Here is an 18,133-nt window from a genome sequence, read left to right on the forward strand (position 1 = left end):
ACCATAAGCGAGGGGACAGCGAAACGCAGCGGTAGGGGGAGTGCAGAGGGGCTCGCCCCTTTGCTTGCCGTCGCCAACGCGACTTGGCGAGTGAGGTCGATGCAATAGGCTGAGATATAAAACGAAAACTTCGACTAACAGTTAACTCACACACAGCCAATAAAAGGCCCCGGCGCACTGAGTGTGCCGGGGCCTTTTATTGTCATGGCTGTCCCTTACTGGGTGCCGCCCACCGTCAGTCGATCCAGTTTCAGCGTCGGCTGGCCGACGCCCACCGGCACGCTCTGACCATCCTTACCACAAACACCAACGCCCTGATCTAGAGCCAGATCGTTGCCCACCATGGAGATGGTCTGCATCGCTTCCGGGCCATTGCCGATCAAGGTCGCACCCTTCACGGGTCGAGTCAGTTTGCCGTTTTCGATCAGGTACGCCTCAGAGGCTGAGAACACGAACTTGCCGGAGGTGATATCGACCTGGCCGCCACCAAAGTTAGGGGCGTAGATCCCTTTATCGACCGACGCGATGATCGCCTCGGGATCATGCTGGCCGGCCAACATATAGGTATTGGTCATGCGCGGCATCGGCAGGTGCGCATAGGATTCACGGCGACCGTTACCGGTCGGCGCCACACCCATCAAGCGCGCGTTGAGCTTGTCCTGCATGTAACCTTTGAGAATGCCATTCTCGATCAGCACATTGTACTGACCCGGCGTGCCTTCATCGTCGATGTTAAGGCTGCCACGGCGGCCACTCATAGTGCCGTCATCCACGATGGTGCAGTGCTCGGAAGCCACCTTTTCACCAATGCGACCGGAGAACAGGCTGGAGCCCTTACGGTTAAAGTCGCCCTCCAGGCCGTGGCCCACCGCTTCGTGCAGCAACACGCCAGGCCAACCGGATCCCAAGACCACCGGCATCTCACCGGCCGGCGCATCCTCTGCCTCCAGGTTGACCTGGCCCTGGCGCACGGCCTCGCGACACAGCTCAAAGCCTTTGAGCTTGCCATCGCTGCCCAGCTCTAACAGAGAGTCGTAGCCATAACGCCCGCCCATGCCCGCCGAGCCCCGCTCGCGACGCTCGCCTTCGGTCATGATCACCGAGCAATTGAGTCGCACCAAGGGACGGATATCCGCGGCAAAGGTACCGTCGGAGGCCGCCACCATGATCTCCTCATACACGCCACTGAGGCTGACCACAACTTGGGTCACCCGAGGGTCCAGCTCGCGAGTATAGGCGTCCATTTCGCGCAGCAGCGACAGCTTGGCCTCGGCCGCCATGGCGTTGATCGGATCCACCCCGGCATAGCGCTGAGGGGCTTGCTGGCGGGCCAAGGCCCGCACCTTACCGGCACCGCCGCTGGCGGCGATCCCGCGGGCCGCCTCGGCCGACTGTTTTAATGCCAGCGGGCTGATCTCATCGGCATAGGCAAAACCGGTTTTCTCGCCATCGATGGCGCGCACGCCGAGACCCTGCTCGATATTAAAGCTGCCATCTTTGACGATGCCATCTTCCAGCACCCAGGTTTCATGACGGCTGGCCTGCAGATAGATGTCGGCGTAATCCAACTTGTGCTGATGCAGATCGGCCAGCGCACGCTCTAGCGCTTCTGGGGTTAACGCTGCTGGCTCCAGCAGCGATGCGGTTACAGTGTCAAAGCTCATGCGCCCTCTGTCTTATTTGGTATCAGCAACGCCGCATCGATGGCGCGCTGGTGTTGCTGGACCGGGATCGCTGCCCGGGCCTGCGAGATCAATTGTGGATCCAGCTTAACACTGATCAAGCCTTCCCCTTCGTTCTGTTGCGCTAGGAGCCGACCCCAAGGATCAACCACCATGCTCTGGCCCCAGGTACGCCGCCCATCGGCATGCTGACCCCATTGGTTAGCAGCCAACACAAAACACTGGGTCTCGATCGCCCGCGCGCGAACCAACACCTGCCAATGGGCCTGCCCGGTTTTCTGGGTAAACGCACTGGGCAGGGCGATCAGCTCCGCCCCAGCCTCTGCGAGTCGTTGAAACAGCGCAGGGAAGCGCACATCGTAGCATACGGCGAGCCCCAAGCGTCCGAACGGGGTATCGATCACCACCGCCTGTTCGCCCGGGCAGGTATCGCGGCTTTCTCGGTAACGCTGACCGTCGCCCACCCGGGCGTCAAACAGGTGGATCTTATCGTAACGCCCCAGCAACTGCCCCTGCGGGCCGTACAGCAGTGACGCCGCATAGGCCCGGCCATCTTCCGCTTGCACCGGTAAGGTGCCCGCGAGCAGATACAGCCCCAGCTCGCCGGCAAGCTGAGCCAGCGCCGTTTGCCACGGGCCGCCCTCAACCTCCGCCTGCGCGGCCCAATTGCCTGAGGCCATATGCAGGCAGGCTTCCGGCAGGATCACCAGTTGCGGCGTGGTCGCCGCCGCCAACGGACTCAGCCGCTCACGGATCCGGCTCAGGTTGTGGCTCGGCTCGCCCTGACTGTTGAGCTGGAGCAGATGGATCTGCATCGGTTTCCTCTCCATGGAATTGTTGCGCCTCCAGCGCGTCGATTAGCGCTTCTTGGATCGCCTCGGCTTGGGCCTCCACATCCTCACTGCCCAGCTCGGCCTGTTGCGCCTGCTCCGGCAGTCGGATCTCCCGACTGGTGCGGCTGATTTCCTCCAATTGAGGATCCTCCAGCGTGCCACTCAAGTGGTAGCGCAGCTGCGTGATCACCTCGATCACCGGCTCGAGGATCTTCGACACCGCAAAAGCACCGAGCCCTACGGTCCAAGCGCCAGTGCTGAGATACACCACCGCCGGGACACTGGAGGTCAGCGCCGGCGAGAAGCTGATCTGATAATCCAGGGTGCGCTGGTTCAAATCGGTCCAGCCATTGACTCGCATGGTGCCGGCCGTCGCGTCCATCACGCTGTCTTCGGTGTGCAGCACGCCATCATCAAACTGTACCGTGCCACTAAAACGATTGAAATGCAGGCCACTGGAAAATACGTCGGTAAAGTCCAGCGACAACCGCCGCACCAAGGATTCCAGACTGAACAGCGACAACAGCCGCGCGCCCCGATCGGACACATCGCTGAGCTTGCCGCTGCCCATGCGATAGCTGAGATCGCCATCCAGGTTCGCCTTGGCAAACTCCCACGGCGCCCCCGCCCACTCCAGGCGGTACTCCAACGCCAGATCGGCATCGTCGATCACCGGCGTCATCTGCATCACCTCGGCCAGCTCGCCAATATCCGGACTGCTGAACTCACCCACTAGCCGGGTACGACTGAACTCGCCCTCAGGCCGCCAAGTTCCCTGCGCCTTGAGTTGATGCTCGCCCTGACCCACGTTGAGCTGCTCAATGCGATACAGGGGGCCGTTGCCGTAGCCTAGGAAGCGCACCTCACCGAGATCGAGATCGTTCACCTGCAGCTTCGCCACCGAGACATCCAGTGCCGGCAGATCGGCAATATCCTCCGCCAAAGCGTAGCTCGCCAGCTCCGCCTCGACGCCGTCCTCCTCATCGTCAAGCAGCAGGTGCAAGCGCTCGGCATTGAGTTGGATCCCAAGCTGATCCTCACCCTGACCGATCAACGCCTGACCCATCACGTTTTCGGCGTCGATCTGCACCCCCCAGCCATCACGGTTTGGGCTGGTGACGATCCGGCCCGCCCCAAACGACTGACCCAGCAGCGACAAAGCGTCACTGTCGATCTGGATCTTGTCGATCGCGGGCAACAGCGGGCGTCGCGTGCTCTGCTCTGTCGCGGGCGCATCGGCAAAGGCCATCACCAAGGGTTGGTAGTCCCCTAGGTTGATCCGGTCGGAGCGCACAGAGATCAGAGCAGTCGACAGATCCGGCAAAGCGGCCTGGGCCTGCTCCAACGCCAGATGATAACGATCAAATCCGGCGCCGCCGTCATAGCTCATATCACCAACAAACTGCAACCGATCTTCAAGGGTCAGGAACACCTCGCTGCCCTCGGCATCACCACTGAGCGCCAGGACGGCGTTCAACGGTTGCTCGACCTCTTTCGCCAGAGGCGTCGGCAGCGTGAGGGCCAACCCGACCAGATCAGAGCGGAGCTCCGCAGTGTAATCAAAGTCCTCATCGTCGATCCGCAGCGAAACCCGACCATCCAGGCCGATCCCGCCGATCATAAAAGGATCCAACGGGGTGCTCAGTAATGGCGGGAGGCGGCTCATCTGCCAGCGACTGCTCAGATCGATGTCGATGCCATAGCCATCGTCACGACTCTCAGCCAGCAGGGCCAACTCGGTCGGCTGGTTGTAGATCCGTGCCTGCAAGCCGCTGATCTCGAGGCGATCATTCAAAAAGCGCAGCTCACCGCGCACCTGCTCCAAGTCGAGATCGAGCGGCTGCAGATAAACCGGGGTATTCCAAAACGCCAGGCGACCGTGGATCTCATCCGGCTGCTCCGTCACCTCGGCGCCAAGAAAGAAGCGCATATTCAGTGACAGCGGCACCGCATCCTGGATCTGCACCAACTCCAGCGTGGTCCCGATGGTCGGGCCCAGGAAGGTCCCGGCCAGCACCCGCTGCGCCTTGTCGGGATCAGCCAGTAAGCTGCCGTCGATCTCCAGGGTGGCGGTGCGATCCAGCTGGGGAATGGCGATATGCACCTCTTCCAATGCCACCCCGGCCAGCTTGGCCTCATTGACCCGAATATCCATGCGCGCATTGTCAAAGCGCGCGGTCAGGTGACCGTCGGTGACCGCCGGCCACTCGTCGAGAAAATCAAACGTTACCTCATGCATGTCAAAACCCGCCAGGAAGCGGCCTTGACCGGCAGCATAGGGGTATTGATCCAAAGCCCCGTGCCAGAGGATCTGTGCGTTGTCACTTCGGCCCGCTTGCAACGCGTCGGCCAGATAGTCGGCCAGAGGCGCACCCATGGCCCCGCGGGGCAGGTAACGCCCCAACGCCGCGGCCTGGTCCAGGGCGACATTGCCATACAGCTGCAACTGCGGCGCCCGCTCCGGCTCCAACCCCAGCGTTGCCTGCAATTGGGCGTTCAGATCGCCATTGGCCAGGGCCAGCTCGGTCAGCCGGACTTGCCAGCCCTCGCGCAGCGGGAAGCCCTCAAGCTGCAACGCGAAGCGCTCCAACTCGAGCGGCGCAATAAACTGGCTCGGCCAATCCAATGACAGGGCCTGAGGCGGTAATTGGGCTCGAAACCAGCCCTGTTGCACATGAAGCGATCCTGACAGGGGGGACACCCCAGGCAAGGGGCCGCTCTGTTGCCAGCCGATATCCTGCAGCTGCACGCTGCCGAGCCATTCGCCTTGATCCTGTTGCAACCGGAATGGACCGATCTGCCCTTGCGCATCGGTGCCTGCGAGCGCCTCCAGCATCTGCGGCTCCAACCCGGGGATCAGTGCCGTTAACGGCTGCAATCCCCACAGTGGCAGCTCACCCAAGCGCAGATCCCAAGTCCCGGTACGATGGCGCAGCGCAAACTCGGTATCAGGCCAATGCTGATCGTCACTTTCCAGCTGCAGCCGATGTGCCGTGAGCAGGCCCCCCTCCGCGCCGGGCTGCCACACAAACTGACCTTGATGGACCGCGATCTTGTGCTCTCGCTCCAGCTGCCAGCTGAAGTAGCTGTTATCCAACTGCACCTGCACCTGGCCCAGTGCGTCGTTGTCGATGCTAGCCCACGCCTCCAGATCCAGCACCCCTTGATAGGGATGATCCCCCAAGCTAAAACGACGAGAGAGCCAATCCCCCAGATCCAACCGCTCCGCATTGACGTAGATCTGCCCCTGCAAGCGGCCATCGGCCTGGCTATTGAGCTCCAGCGCCAAGGTCAGCTGCTCATCATCGCGCTGCGCTTCGTCCAGATAGATCAGGCCCTCGCCCAGATGACGATCGCCCCGATTGCGCCAATTAAGCTCCGCCAGATGGATAGGCTCCAGAGCTCGATCCTGCACCGCCACATGCGCGACCAGATCGCGGATCTGCAGATCGCCCAGTTGATGCAGCATCAGCTCACGCAACGGCTGCAGATCCCGCTGCGATTGCGCTCGCTCACCACTGAATGCCAGATCGAGCTCAACGCCTTGGATCCGTACCAGCTCGATCTGCGGACTCAACTGCAACACGCTGGCCCAAAAATCCAGTTGCACCTCGAGCCGCTCGATGTTCAAGGCCAGCGGCAGTCCGGGCTGCGCCGGGAGGTACAGTTCCTCTAAAGAGAGCTGAGGACCGCCACCGTGCCAACCGGCGCCCAACTGCGCCAGCTCAAGCTCCAAGCCGGTCTGCTGCTCAGCCCAGCTCACCAGCTCAGTGCGGATCCCATCCAATTGCGGCAGCAGGCTGCGCACCAGGCTGATCACCAGCGCCAGCACCACCAAGGCCGCGGCCAAGCTATACCAGCACCAGCGCCCAAAGCGCTGGCACAGTTGGATCAGACTCACATCATCACCACATCAAACTTATCTTGCGCGTACAGCGGCTCAGGCTTGATCCGCACCCGCTTACCGGTAAACACCTCAAGCTCCGCCAAGCTGTGGGCCTCATCGCCCTCCAGCAGCGCCTGTACCGCCGGCGCCACATACGCCACGAATTCATCCACATCGTAAGCCCGGTCGACCCGGATGATCTCCCGATACAGCTCGTAGCAAACGGTTTCTGGCGTCTTCAGTTGGCCGGTGCCACGACAGGATGGGCACTCACCACAGAGCACATGCTCCAGGCTTTCACGGGTGCGCTTGCGGGTCATCTCAACCAAGCCCAGCTGCGACAAGCCGCTGATACTGGTCTTCACCCGATCCTGGCCTAACGCCAGCTCCAGCGAATGCAGCACCCGCTGCTTGTGCTCTGCTGTCACCATATCGATGAAATCGATGATGATGATCCCGCCCAGGTTACGCAGCCGCAGTTGACGGGCGATCGCCTGGGTCGCCTCCTGGTTGGTGTTAAAGATGGTTTCTTCCAGATTACGGTGGCCGACAAACGCGCCGGTGTTGATATCGATGGTGGTCATCGCTTCGGTCTGATCGATGATCAGATAGCCGCCGGATTTGAGCTCCACCTTGCGCTGCAACGCCCGCTGGATCTCGTTCTCGACGTCGAACAGATCGAAGATCGGGCCCTTGCCTCGATACAGCTCCAACGCGGGCTGCACATCCGGCATAAACTCGGACACAAAATGCTGCAGCTGTTCAAACACCATCTGTGAGTCGGTCTGCACCTTATCCAAGGTCCGTGCCGCCATATCCCGTACGATCCGCAACGGCAGCGAAGGCTCTTCATACAAGCGCTGCACCGTTTTACCTGAGCGGCGCCGGCGCTCCATCACCTTCTTCCACACTCGGCGCAAAAACGCAGCGTCATGGGCCAGCTCGACCTCGCTGGCGTTTTCCGCGGCCGTACGGATGATGTAGCCCCCATCGCTGTCGACAAACTGGCCGACGATGTTCTTGAGCCGATCTCGCTCCGCCGGATCCTCGACCCGCTGCGACACCCCCACATGCGCCGAGCCCGGCATAAACACCAGATAACGGCTGGGCAGGGTAATGTCCGTAGTCAGACGGGCGCCTTTGGTGCCCAGGGGATCCTTCACCACCTGCACCATGATGTCCTGGCCCTGACGCACCAGCGAGGCGATGTCCTCGCTGCGGAAATGCTTGGCTTCCGCATCGTCAACGCACTCGGTGTGCGGCACGATGTCCGACGCGTGTAGGAACGCCGCGCGCTCCTGGCCAATATCGACAAACGCCGCCTGCATCCCCGGCAACACCCGGGTGATCTTACCGCGGTAGATGTTACCGACGATGCCACGGCGGGTACTGCGCTCGATCTGCACCTCCTGCAGCATGCCGTGCTCCACCAACGCCACGCGGGTTTCTGTGGGTGAGGTATTGATCAGCAGCTCTGCGCTGACTCCATGTGTCTGTGCGATCCGACCACCGTTTCCCTGAGGCATCTACTTCCGCTCCGCAATCATCTGTTCTATCAATTCTCGGGTCTCGACCAGGGGCAGACCGACCACGGCGGAATAGCTCCCGTCGATGGCACGGACAAAATTGCCGCCCAGCCCTTGGATCCCATAACTGCCCGCCTTATCGGCCGGCTCACCCGTGTCCCAGTAGGCGGCGATCTGCGCATCGCTTAACGCGCAGAAGATCACCTGCGTGATCACCAACTTAAACTCGAGCCGCTCACCATCGCTCAGCGCAACCGCCGTCAACACCCGGTGGGCTCGACCGGACAAACGGCGCAGCATCGCCTCACCATCGGCCTTATCAACCGGCTTGCCCAGCACCTTGCCATCCTGCACCACAATGGTGTCCGAGCCCAGCACCAAAGGTGCCGTCTCCGCCTGCGGAGCCAGCAATGCCTGGCCCGCCAATGCCTTCTCCTTGGCCATCCTTACAACGAACTGCGCCGGGGTCTCCCCGGCGCGCATAGTTTCATCAATATTCGGGGCGACCAGTTCAAACTGATACCCCAGCTGCGTCAGCAGCGCCTGCCGTCTTGGCGACGACGAGGCGAGACAAAGTTGTGCCTTCATTATCGTATTTTAAAGCTCCGACGTACCCGCCCCAACATCCAGAACACCCAAGGCCAAAGCAGGGGTGAAACCAATGCCGGTTGCAGATATTCCCAATCGATCCGAACCCCGGGGTTATTGAGGTATTCCGCCCAATACACCACCAGGTGCAACAGCACCGACAAGGAGGCGATCACCAGCATCTGCTGGATCACCGAAAAGTGGCGCAGTTTCTGATACTGCAAAGCGATCAGGTAGGCGCAGATGGACATGCCCAAGCCGCGCACCCCCAAGGTGCCACCCACCAGAATATCCAGCAACACCCCGACCAGGCAAGCCGACAGGATGTTAAATCGGTGCGGCATGGTCAGCACCCAATAGGCCGCCACCAGCAAGACCCAATCCGGCCGCCAGCCCTGTAACAGCTGCGGCAGAGGCATCACCTGCAACAGCGTCGCGAGCAACAGACTGAACCAGATAAAGCCCCGCCCGGAGGCACGTTCAACGCTCATCGTGACTCCTCATCATTCCACAGCAACAACAGATAACGGATCCGATCCAAATGGGCGATCGGCTCCGCCTTGATCAAGGCAAAAGTCTGGCCCTCTTGGCGCTGAACATCGGTGATCCGCGCCACCGGGTAGCCCTCAGGAAAGCGCCCTCCCAGACCCGAACTGTTGAGCAGATCGCCCACCTGCACATCGATATTCATCGCGATATGGGGCACTTCCAACTCACCGGTATGGCCGCTGCCGTGCACCACAGCACGCACGTCATTGCGCGCATTACGCACCGGAATGGCGTGGGTCAGATCCGAGATCAACAGCACCCGCGCATTGGCCTGGCTGACTTCCACCACTTGGCCCACAATGCCGTTGTTGTCCAGCACAGGCTGGCCCTGATAGACCCCGTGCAACGCGCCCTTGTCGATCAACACCAGATGCTTAAAGGGATCCTGATCCACCGCCATCACCTCCGCCACCATACGGCGGGAATCGGAGCTGGTCGGGGCATCAAGCAGGGTGCGCAAACGCTGATTTTCCTGCTCCAGATGCTCCATCCGCTGCAAGCGTTCGCTCACCAACACCTGGTTCTGCTGCAGCTGACGATTGCGCTCCAGCAGTTGGCTACGCGTCGCCAAGTTGCTGGTCATGCTGTCGATGGCCATTGACGGCAACGCCGCCATATACTGAATAGGGCTCACCAGTGTCGCCAGTGCGGTTCGCACCGGCGCCAACTGATTATTGAAGATGATCAGGCCCAGAGAGAACAGCACCGCCATGGCTAGGCGGTACTGGGGGGAGAGACCTCGAAGAAAGAAAGGCTTCATGCCTTAACAGCCCTTACTCGTCGGAGAACAGATCACCACCGTGCATGTCGATCATCTCCAGCGCCTTGCCGCCGCCACGGGCAACACAGGTCAGTGGATCATCCGCAACAACCACCGGGATCCCGGTCTCTTCCTGCAGCAGGCGATCCAGATCCTTCACCAGCGCACCACCGCCGGTCAGCACCATGCCGCGCTCGGAGATATCCGATGCCAGCTCTGGTGGGGACTGCTCCAGCGCGGTCATCACGGCGGAAACGATACCGGACAGCGGCTCTTGCAGCGCTTCCAGGATCTCATTCGAGTTCAGGGTAAAGCTGCGCGGCACACCTTCCGCCAGGTTGCGGCCGCGGACTTCGATCTCACGCACCTCATCGCCTGGGTAGGCGGAGCCGATCTCGTGCTTGATGCGCTCAGCGGTAGCTTCACCGATCAGGCTGCCGTAGTTACGGCGCACGTAGTTGATGATGGCGTCATCAAACTTGTCACCACCGACGCGTACCGAGGAGGAGTACACCACACCGTTCAGGGAGATGATCGCTACCTCAGTGGTACCGCCACCGATATCAACCACCATAGAGCCGGTCGCTTCCGATACCGGCAAGCCAGCACCGATCGCCGCCGCCATTGGCTCGTCGATCAGGTACACCTCACGCGCACCCGCACCCATGGCGGACTCACGGATGGCACGGCGCTCAACCTGGGTAGAACCGCAAGGCACACACACCAGCACGCGCGGGCTCGGACGGAAGACGCCGTTGTTATGCACCGACTTAATAAAATGCTGCAGCATCTTTTCGGTAACGTAGAAGTCCGCGATCACCCCGTCTTTCATCGGGCGGATCGCCGTAATATTACCTGGGGTACGACCCAGCATCTGTTTCGCGTCATGACCGACCGCTGCCACACTCTTAGGGCCAGAAGCACGCTCCTGGCGGATGGCAACCACGGAGGGTTCATTCAACACGATCCCCTGCTCTTTTACATAAATCAGGGTGTTAGCAGTACCCAAATCAATTGAGAGGTCGTTGGAAAACAGACCACGAACTTTTTTAAACATGTACCAGACCCGTAAATTGAAACTGAGGGAGAGGGGAAATTGCAGCCACTTTACCAATGCCCCCTGATCCAGACAAGCCGCATCTGCACTGGCTTGCGGCTCAATGGAGCAAAGCTGGCGCTGGCTCTCATCCTTGGTCGACTTCCACTCAAGCGGATAGCGACGCCAGATCAGCGCGTTAAGATCTCCCGTCGATAGATCACCTTGTCATGACCACGAAAGCGACCAAATGTGAGCGTAGCTTGGGGATCACATAAAGGATCGGTTGCGCCGCAATCGGTTCGGCCCCAATACCAGCGTAACCAGGGCATCGCTTCCAGCGCCTGCTCAGCGTCCACTTCCCCACTATGTCCTAAAGGCGACACAGCAAACTGGCCGACACCGCCAACCAATGATCCCGCCCCGGTAGCCGCCAGCACAGGGTCCAGCGACAATTGTTCGGCCGCAACAACGGTACAGCTATCCAGCAGATTGCGGCTGTAATGGCTGCCATTAAAATACTGCGCCTCAACTGGCACGTTGAGTGATTGGGTCTCAGTGCCATAGACGCTGGTGAGCTTGAGCCGACCATCCAACAAAGCCGTGCCGGTCACCTCGGCGATCTCATAGCCCAAGCAACTGCGATCGGTCCAGGTGGACTTAACGCAAATACCATCACGATCCGTTAGCCCGCCAGATGCAAACATCAGTGACAGATCTGCCTCAAATCGAGATGTCGGGGTGGGCTGGCGCGAATACTGCAGCTGCACATCGGCCAATTGCAGCGAGCGCGCATCCACATCGGCAATAACCTGGCCCGCGCCATCGCTGGTTTCAGCTACGCTCCCCTGATCATCGCTGTAGCTGCGCGGCAGGCTGGAGTTATCCAACCGCCAGAAATCACCGATATAGTTGTTGGTGATCCAATTGCCCTGGGCATGGCCCTGTACGGTAAGCGTGGGATCCAGCCCAGCAGCGAACCCCAAAGGCTGTTCTAAATAGGAAAACTCTCCACAAAATGGCTGCAATAATGGCGCATTGTCCGCGACGCTTAGGTAGGAGGGGGTAAACCGGCCAATGGGATCGGACGAATAACCGTCGATCTGCCGTCCAAGATAAGACACCGTGCCGGTGGGCAGCTGCCACTGGAAGATCCCCACCTCACTGACACTCAATCTTTGTTCCACCACACCATTGTCGGCAGTAGAAAAGGCAAAAGAGGTCGAACCGGTGCTGCTTTCGGTGCCGGGGCTGGGTAGCAGTAGCTTCGGCAGGACCCCAATGCCGCTGTGCTCAAAGTTGTTGGCTAAAGGATTATCGGAAAACTCGGTGTCATTGTCGCTATCCCAACAAACCGCGCGCATCTCGAGATCAATGTTCTCACCCGCTTGGGCAAACGCATCGCAGCTCGCGTCCGCGGCCGTACACGCCCCGGAACGATTGTTGTTGGTTCGGTAAGCTGTAATATGAAAGCCTGCGGGAGCCACCATCAGGTGAGTTCTGCCGGACAGCTCAATCACCTCGCCTCCCTGCTGCAGAGTGGTCGATGCCGTCACCTCAATTTGACCCGCGTCGCTGTATTCATAGTTCAGCTCTGCGATGCCATCGGCATCAAATTGCACATCAAGTTGCTGAGATTGACCGTGACGCAACTCCAATCGTTCCAATTCAAATATCGGTTCACCAGCAGGATCCGCCGGAGCAATGGCGCTCAAGCCAAAGTCCACCGTTCGAGTACTGCCTCCAAGATCAATACATTGATCCGGATTACTGGGGTCCGACTGCACCGCCCGCACTGATAAGCTTTCTTGCGGACGCTGGCAAGTCGGCAGCCCCCCCTCCAGCACCAAGCCACTGGAAGCATATTGGATGGCGCACGCACTCTGACTAACTTCGATATTATTGACCAAACAGCTCACAAGTCCGCTGGTTTGCGGGTCGATCCAAACCTGAGTGGGCGTTACCGTATTAGAAGACCACAGATCCAACGTAACACTACCAGTAAAGGTGACGCTGTCCTCCGCTCCTCCCGCCCAGCCAGAGCTTGGTGTTAACTGCACCGTCACCGGCTCAGTCATTAAGCGGTTACAGCTGCGATCTTTACAGGCCAATAAAGTAACCGGCTCACCAAGACACGTTATCCCTTCACCATCGTGTTGGATCTGGAAAAAGTTGGTGGTCGCCGCCGGTTCACCAATCACCACAAAGCTGACGGTCTCGTAGACGTGGTTACGCTCATTATCATTGGCTTGATCCTCGTCGATGCCAACGGAAAATCTGTTGGTTTCAACCACACAACTTCGGGCCCAGCCACCATTATTGCCCCGCCGCAGGGTTTTATTCATCAGTAGCATTGGCGGCAGTTCAAACTCAAAATCTTCTCCAGTCTCGGGATCCAATCCATAAGAGCGAAAGTACTCGCACTGCTGACTTAAGCTGCGCGCCCCATTGTCGACGTGGTTTTGGGTGACGCCAGACTGAAACCGCAAGACCTCATCATTAATCACCACTTCACCACCGCCAGTCACCGCGATCCAGCCCACGGTTTCCGCCACCGGATTGCTCACAGTCAGTTCGCTGAACTCCAAGGTCATCTTAGCCCCTGAAACTCCGGCCTCGGTCGGGAAGGTCGTCAAGAAGCTGTTGTTATTGTCCGTCAGCCGCTGAGTTAATACCGCTGGGGTGGTATTAAATGGCGCCAAATAATTAAAGCTCTCATAGCCAGGGTTACCGCCGGACGTCCGTCGCCCCTGGTACCGGTCGGTCACCACTGTGCCAGCTTGCAAGGTCACCACAGGGTTGCCTTCAACATCATTAAGCACATGATGGCCCGGGCTGGCGATCAAGTAGGGCACCGAGATCATCGGATTAGGATCGTCAACGTTGTTATTGCGCTTCGGCGGGATCGCAACCGTCAGCAATGCATGATCGTCGAACACCTCGACCTGAACGCTGCCCGGCCCATTGCTGCTCAAGCTGCCATTAAAGCTCGGTGTCACCACCACGATCGGCGCAACATCGCCACTATAGCCAGTAAAATTCAATCGGGTCTGACCGGAACTGAGATCGACCTGCCCCACTCGAAAGTAACTGTCACTTGGTGGCTCAGGAGTAACACCACATCGCGCACTTCCATCCAGCTCTGAGCCATTTCCGAACCGGATCTCCCCCCCTGCTGAAAGCGCCCCCAAGACATAACTCGACGCGCCCAAATTCACATTTTGCTGCGCATAAACATGCCCCGCCAAAGTCGAACCATTGCCCAAGCCAAGATCTTCATAGATCCAAAGATCCAACTGCTCTGGATCGCCACCAACCGCAACACCGGTTGCATTTACAAAACTGGTAGAGCCGAGTGTCATCTGCCTCACAAATAGCTGAACATCACCATTTATCTGGATACTGGCCTGATGATTAAGCGTGATCTCATCAATCCAATATCGCCCGGCGCCCAAGGCGACGGTGCCATTCAAGTCCAGAATCAGCCGATCAATGTAATAGGTTCCTGTCCCGACCAGATCGATTTGGGCATCACCAACAGTGATCTCGCCAAAAGAAAAACCATCGGCATCACTCAACGTTAATTGACCCGTTGCTAGCTGCAGATCCGGCGCATCAACAGCTGGAACTCTGAAAGTTGGCAAGGTCCAGTTCTGTGCTAATTCACCGGAAATTTGACAGCTAACGCCATCGCAACGAAACGTATTCCCAAGCCTGATCTGATCTTGCGAGCTATAACCCAAAGCGCCGGAGTCCGTACCCAGCACCTCGCCCTGATCTTCGGAATAAAAACGTGAGGAAGTCCCGATACCACTAACAGAGGTCGGAAAACGCGCCGTACACTGTTCAAGGAACAATGGGAGCTCCGCCAAAACGCCATTGGTGTCACCCTCTGTCGATGTACAGTCGAACCATTCCTGTTCATTCACTTCGCCATCAGACATGGCACAAAGATTGGCTTTATTGCCGTTATAACTGACCAAAGTGGTAGAAACATTGCCTGTTACATTCCAAACGAACTTCCGAGAATTGTTGTTATTACTGTAATTGACATAGTGAACAACGGAATTGCTGTTATTGATAAGTACCGCGTCCGTGTTGGTTAGCAACACCTCGCCATGTACCGACTCCAGCGCTACGTCAGAGAGCACCAGCCAGCTATTGGCTGTGTATGTTCCTGAGAATTCGTAAATGTTCTCAGTCAAATTAGCGCCGTTTCCTGAGACGGTTCGTAACGCCCAGTCTGAGACCGTAATGTCATTAGGAAAATACAACTCGACATAACCCGCATCGGCGTTTATTTCATTGATCCGAACGGCCAATGCATCCGTAGCACTTGGATTTAAGGTGTCACCAGGCGCCCCAAATAGCGGCATCACATGAAGCATGGCTAGCAGCAACACGAGCGACTTACAGTAGCCTCTAATCATACGCCAGCACCTCGATAACACGCCGAGCGGCGATGGCCTGTGCCCCACAGGTTGCGTCCGCCTCGATGGCGAAGCGATGCTCAGCATCATCATCCGCCGCCGCAGCCCGATAGGTGCACGCCAAGGCCACCGTGCAGCCATAAAAGCCAGTGTGGTTTGCCAACCCCTCGCCCGGCGCTAGGGCAAGGGCTCCGGCTCGGGTAGAAACGGCATCGCATGCGTCTCTGGCCTCGTCACTGGCCTCGTCACTTCGGTTAAGCACCCGAGCCAAGCCAAAATCGATACCGGACTGGGCCGCGCTCCAGGCGCGGGTAGCGTTGATCTCCAAGCCCACATTGGTGGTTTCCTGATTGAGCACCCGCAGCAGCGCCAGACTGAGCAACATCATCACCGTCAGGATAAACACCGCGAGGATCAGCGCCGAGCCGCGCTGACGACGCACCGCGCGGGCATTAAGGTACATTTTCAAGCTGCACCTCCTGAGCAAAGCGCTGATCCAACGTTCCCTGCGCCAACCACCATTGCAGTCGCACCGTATTGTTGCGCTGCTGCCCCGGCGCGGTTTCGACAAAGGGGCACTGGGGATCGCTCGCGCCGTTAACGGCACAATCGGTCAAACGATTCTGCAGCCCCTGCGCCATCAGCACGCCATCGCGTTGCAAGGTCCCATCGTTACTGACACACCACGCCACCTCGCCCTTGGACAAGAAATAACGCTGGCCGGTGGAGTAGGCCAAGGCTTCGATGGGACGATCCAGCTCGATCGCCGCCAGCTCGCCATTGAGCACGACCGAGTCGATGGCAAACTCATGGCGCACATACCCCTCCAGCAGGCTTAGGGTGACGGCCGTGCCCGCGCCATCAAAGTCAGGGCAGATCTGGTGATTGTTGCTGTCATCGCCATCAAGGCAGAGCTGATCGTTGCTGTCGCCGTCGCAGCAATCCGGCGGATAGGCCAGCAGGGTGGTCGCGTCACCCGGCAGCGGCGCCGCCAGATAACGTTCGGCCCGCAAAATAGGCAGGAAACGGATGCAACTCTGCGCCGCTGCACCCGGGCTATTGCTGATCGTCACTGAGCCGGGCACCGCGTCGCGCAGCTCTCGGCTGAGTCGCTGCGCGCCATAGCGCACCTCGCCCAGATGGCGCTGCCACAGCTGCCCGTCGACGTAGATCTGGGTGCCGCGGGTAATAAATCCTGTGACGCCGATGGCCAGCACTGACAACACCAAGATCACCAGCACCAGCTCGACCAGGGTAAAACCCGCGGCCTGCCACCGCGCGCGCGCCATCAGAAGTTGCCCCGCAGCTGGGCAAACGCGAACGACTCGCCATTGGCCGCCTCAACCTCCAGCGTGATCAACTTACCGGCCCCTAGCCAGCCCGCCGGGGCGCTGCAACCGACGCCGATCCGCAGCCAGAAGCCGGCGTAATCCTCGCCGGGTAACAGCTCGTTCGCTGCCCGGCTAAAGCCATCGAAACGATCCAGCAGCAGCCAACTGCTGGGATCCACTGGATCCGCCGCTGCCGCCGCACATACCGAAGCGGAGCCACTGCAGCAGGTCAATGTCGCGATCTCGCCGCCGCCGGGCGGGGTATTGATATCAAGCCGCCGCCCCGCCAACTCCGCCAACACCGCCTGCCCCAACTGTGCCGCTTTGGCCCGCTGCACGCCGGAGCCGGCCCGCTCTGCCAGCGGAAACAGCAAGGTCGCCAGCAGCACCAAGGCAATGCCCAGCACCACCATGCCAACGACCAATTCGATTAAGGTAAAGCCACCACGGCGGCCGCATTGTCGAGACAACGACGGCCGGGACTGGGGCAAAAGTATTCGGGGACGGGGGGATAAGAGGGAGAAGGGTGATAACGCACGAACCCGCTCAGCAGCCATGGACATAACCCTCGGAGCCAATGCAGATCGCCAGGCTGCTCTGGCCCAGCAACTGCAACTGACACCCACCAGAGCAGGCCGACACCGGCCGGCCGCGCTCATCCAGCTCTAGGGCAAAATTTCTATTGCCAGCCAGGGTTAGGCTCACGCCGTCCAGTTCATAGGCCGCCTGACTCGCGCAATCGCCCTGCAAACCAAACTCGGCAGCATCAGCCTGAAAGCGACAATCCTGCCCAGCCAGACGAAACTGCTGCAACGCCCGCAGCTCCGCCAGCAGCGCATCACGGGTCACCTCGGTTTGAAAGGCCGACGGGCCGATAAACTTGGGCGCGGCGTAAAGGGCAAGGATTGCCACCAATAACAGGGTGACCACCAGCTCGATCAAGGTGAAGCCTCGTGGCTCCGACATCACTACGGCAAGGCGCTAATTAACAACCACCGTCTGCAACATTATAACTCGGCTTAGATGAGCTAGTTGCTTGGCTATACTCAAGCCAGCATATTTTGCCGTTGTCGACACTTGCTTTGTATCCTGTTGGGAAAACCACTACATCAACATCTGAAGGGAATACCATATCACCGTCTTCCCCGCCTGATTCTATTACAGTGAAGTCCTCATCAACGACATCCAACACAGCAGCAACAGAAGCCGCATCGCCCGCCACATATCCAAACACTACATTGGCACCTTCAATTGCCTCACACCCTTCAGTTGCAGCCCCATCGACACAATCAACGCCTTCAAAACCACCAATTGCCGCTTTTGAGTAAACCAGCGAGTTAGCCCCTTGCAAGGCGGCCTTCGCCCCTTGCAAAGTCGAGGCACGTGCATCGCCCTGCAGGTTAATAAACTTCGGCGCTGCCACTACCGCCAAAATGCCCAGGATGATAATCACCACCACCAACTCAATTAAGGTAAAGCCTTGTTGTTTGTTCATACTGTCCATCCTTGTCT

The 18,133-nt window shown here is 59.1% G+C and carries 14 protein-coding genes; all 14 read right to left on the reverse strand.

Going from position 1 to position 18,133, the window contains the following annotated elements; all coding sequences use genetic code 11:
• Positions 1-215: 215 nt before the first annotated feature.
• The 14 genes from tldD to ABEA08_RS20385 all read right to left on the reverse strand — a co-directional run bounded on the left by tldD (position 216) and on the right by ABEA08_RS20385 (position 18,116).
• A complete protein-coding gene (gene tldD / locus ABEA08_RS20320; protein WP_345337259.1) occupies positions 216-1,664 on the reverse strand; it encodes a metalloprotease TldD in 1,449 nt (482 codons plus the stop codon).
• On the reverse strand, positions 1,661-2,497 hold the full coding sequence (locus ABEA08_RS20325) for a carbon-nitrogen hydrolase family protein (RefSeq protein ID WP_345337260.1): 837 nt from the start codon (positions 2,495-2,497) through the stop codon (positions 1,661-1,663). Before ABEA08_RS20325 ends, tldD begins: the two co-directional genes overlap by 4 nt.
• Positions 2,430-6,416, reverse strand: coding sequence for a YhdP family protein (locus tag ABEA08_RS20330; protein WP_345337261.1), 3,987 nt, complete (start codon positions 6,414-6,416; stop codon positions 2,430-2,432). Before ABEA08_RS20330 ends, ABEA08_RS20325 begins: the two co-directional genes overlap by 68 nt.
• Complete coding sequence (gene rng, locus ABEA08_RS20335) at positions 6,413-7,927, reverse strand: ribonuclease G (RefSeq protein WP_345337262.1); 1,515 nt, start codon at positions 7,925-7,927, stop codon at positions 6,413-6,415. The genes ABEA08_RS20330 and rng overlap by 4 nt, the downstream gene beginning before the upstream one ends.
• A complete protein-coding gene (locus tag ABEA08_RS20340; RefSeq protein ID WP_345337263.1) occupies positions 7,928-8,515 on the reverse strand; it encodes a Maf family protein in 588 nt (195 codons plus the stop codon). It lies immediately after the preceding gene.
• Complete coding sequence (gene mreD / locus ABEA08_RS20345; protein WP_345337264.1) at positions 8,515-9,006, reverse strand: rod shape-determining protein MreD; 492 nt, start codon at positions 9,004-9,006, stop codon at positions 8,515-8,517. The genes ABEA08_RS20340 and mreD overlap by 1 nt, the downstream gene beginning before the upstream one ends.
• On the reverse strand, positions 9,003-9,824 hold the full coding sequence (mreC, locus tag ABEA08_RS20350; RefSeq protein ID WP_345337265.1) for a rod shape-determining protein MreC: 822 nt from the start codon (positions 9,822-9,824) through the stop codon (positions 9,003-9,005). Before mreC ends, mreD begins: the two co-directional genes overlap by 4 nt.
• Positions 9,825-9,837: 13 nt before the next feature.
• Entirely contained in the window at positions 9,838-10,881 is a 1,044-nt protein-coding gene (locus ABEA08_RS20355) for a rod shape-determining protein (protein WP_345337266.1), read from the reverse strand.
• Positions 10,882-11,051: 170 nt separating this feature from the next.
• Complete coding sequence (locus ABEA08_RS20360) at positions 11,052-14,504, reverse strand: DUF6701 domain-containing protein (RefSeq protein WP_345337267.1); 3,453 nt, start codon at positions 14,502-14,504, stop codon at positions 11,052-11,054.
• Positions 14,505-15,282: 778 nt separating this feature from the next.
• Positions 15,283-15,759, reverse strand: coding sequence for a hypothetical protein (locus ABEA08_RS20365; RefSeq protein WP_345337268.1), 477 nt, complete (start codon positions 15,757-15,759; stop codon positions 15,283-15,285).
• A complete protein-coding gene (locus tag ABEA08_RS20370; protein WP_345337269.1) occupies positions 15,743-16,579 on the reverse strand; it encodes a prepilin-type N-terminal cleavage/methylation domain-containing protein in 837 nt (278 codons plus the stop codon). The genes ABEA08_RS20365 and ABEA08_RS20370 overlap by 17 nt, the downstream gene beginning before the upstream one ends.
• Positions 16,579-17,112, reverse strand: coding sequence for a type IV pilus modification PilV family protein (locus ABEA08_RS20375; protein ID WP_345337270.1), 534 nt, complete (start codon positions 17,110-17,112; stop codon positions 16,579-16,581). Before ABEA08_RS20375 ends, ABEA08_RS20370 begins: the two co-directional genes overlap by 1 nt.
• Positions 17,113-17,167: 55 nt before the next feature.
• On the reverse strand, positions 17,168-17,587 hold the full coding sequence (locus tag ABEA08_RS20380) for a prepilin-type N-terminal cleavage/methylation domain-containing protein (protein WP_345337271.1): 420 nt from the start codon (positions 17,585-17,587) through the stop codon (positions 17,168-17,170).
• 19 nt (positions 17,588-17,606) lie between these two features.
• Entirely contained in the window at positions 17,607-18,116 is a 510-nt protein-coding gene (locus ABEA08_RS20385; protein WP_345337272.1) for a type II secretion system protein, read from the reverse strand.
• Between the last annotated feature and the right edge of the window lie 17 nt (positions 18,117-18,133).

The sequence above is a fragment of the Ferrimonas pelagia genome, assembly GCF_039543565.1.
Classification (GTDB): Bacteria; Pseudomonadota; Gammaproteobacteria; order Enterobacterales; family Shewanellaceae; genus Ferrimonas; species Ferrimonas pelagia.

Excerpts from the sequence above, each read along its gene's own strand:
- ABEA08_RS20355 (WP_345337266.1), bottom strand. The coding sequence starts at position 10,881 with ATGTTTAAAAAAGTTCGTGGTCTGTTTTCCAACGACCTCTCAATTGAT.
- ABEA08_RS20325 (WP_345337260.1), bottom strand. The coding sequence starts at position 2,497 with ATGCAGATCCATCTGCTCCAGCTCAACAGTCAGGGCGAGCCGAGCCAC.
- mreC (WP_345337265.1), bottom strand. The coding sequence starts at position 9,824 with ATGAAGCCTTTCTTTCTTCGAGGTCTCTCCCCCCAGTACCGCCTAGCC.
- tldD (WP_345337259.1), bottom strand. The coding sequence starts at position 1,664 with ATGAGCTTTGACACTGTAACCGCATCGCTGCTGGAGCCAGCAGCGTTA.
- mreD (WP_345337264.1), bottom strand. The coding sequence starts at position 9,006 with ATGAGCGTTGAACGTGCCTCCGGGCGGGGCTTTATCTGGTTCAGTCTG.
- ABEA08_RS20370 (WP_345337269.1), bottom strand. The coding sequence starts at position 16,579 with ATGGCGCGCGCGCGGTGGCAGGCCGCGGGTTTTACCCTGGTCGAGCTG.
- ABEA08_RS20385 (WP_345337272.1), bottom strand. The coding sequence starts at position 18,116 with ATGAACAAACAACAAGGCTTTACCTTAATTGAGTTGGTGGTGGTGATT.
- ABEA08_RS20340 (WP_345337263.1), bottom strand. The coding sequence starts at position 8,515 with ATGAAGGCACAACTTTGTCTCGCCTCGTCGTCGCCAAGACGGCAGGCG.
- ABEA08_RS20380 (WP_345337271.1), bottom strand. The coding sequence starts at position 17,587 with ATGTCGGAGCCACGAGGCTTCACCTTGATCGAGCTGGTGGTCACCCTG.
- rng (WP_345337262.1), bottom strand. The coding sequence starts at position 7,927 with ATGCCTCAGGGAAACGGTGGTCGGATCGCACAGACACATGGAGTCAGC.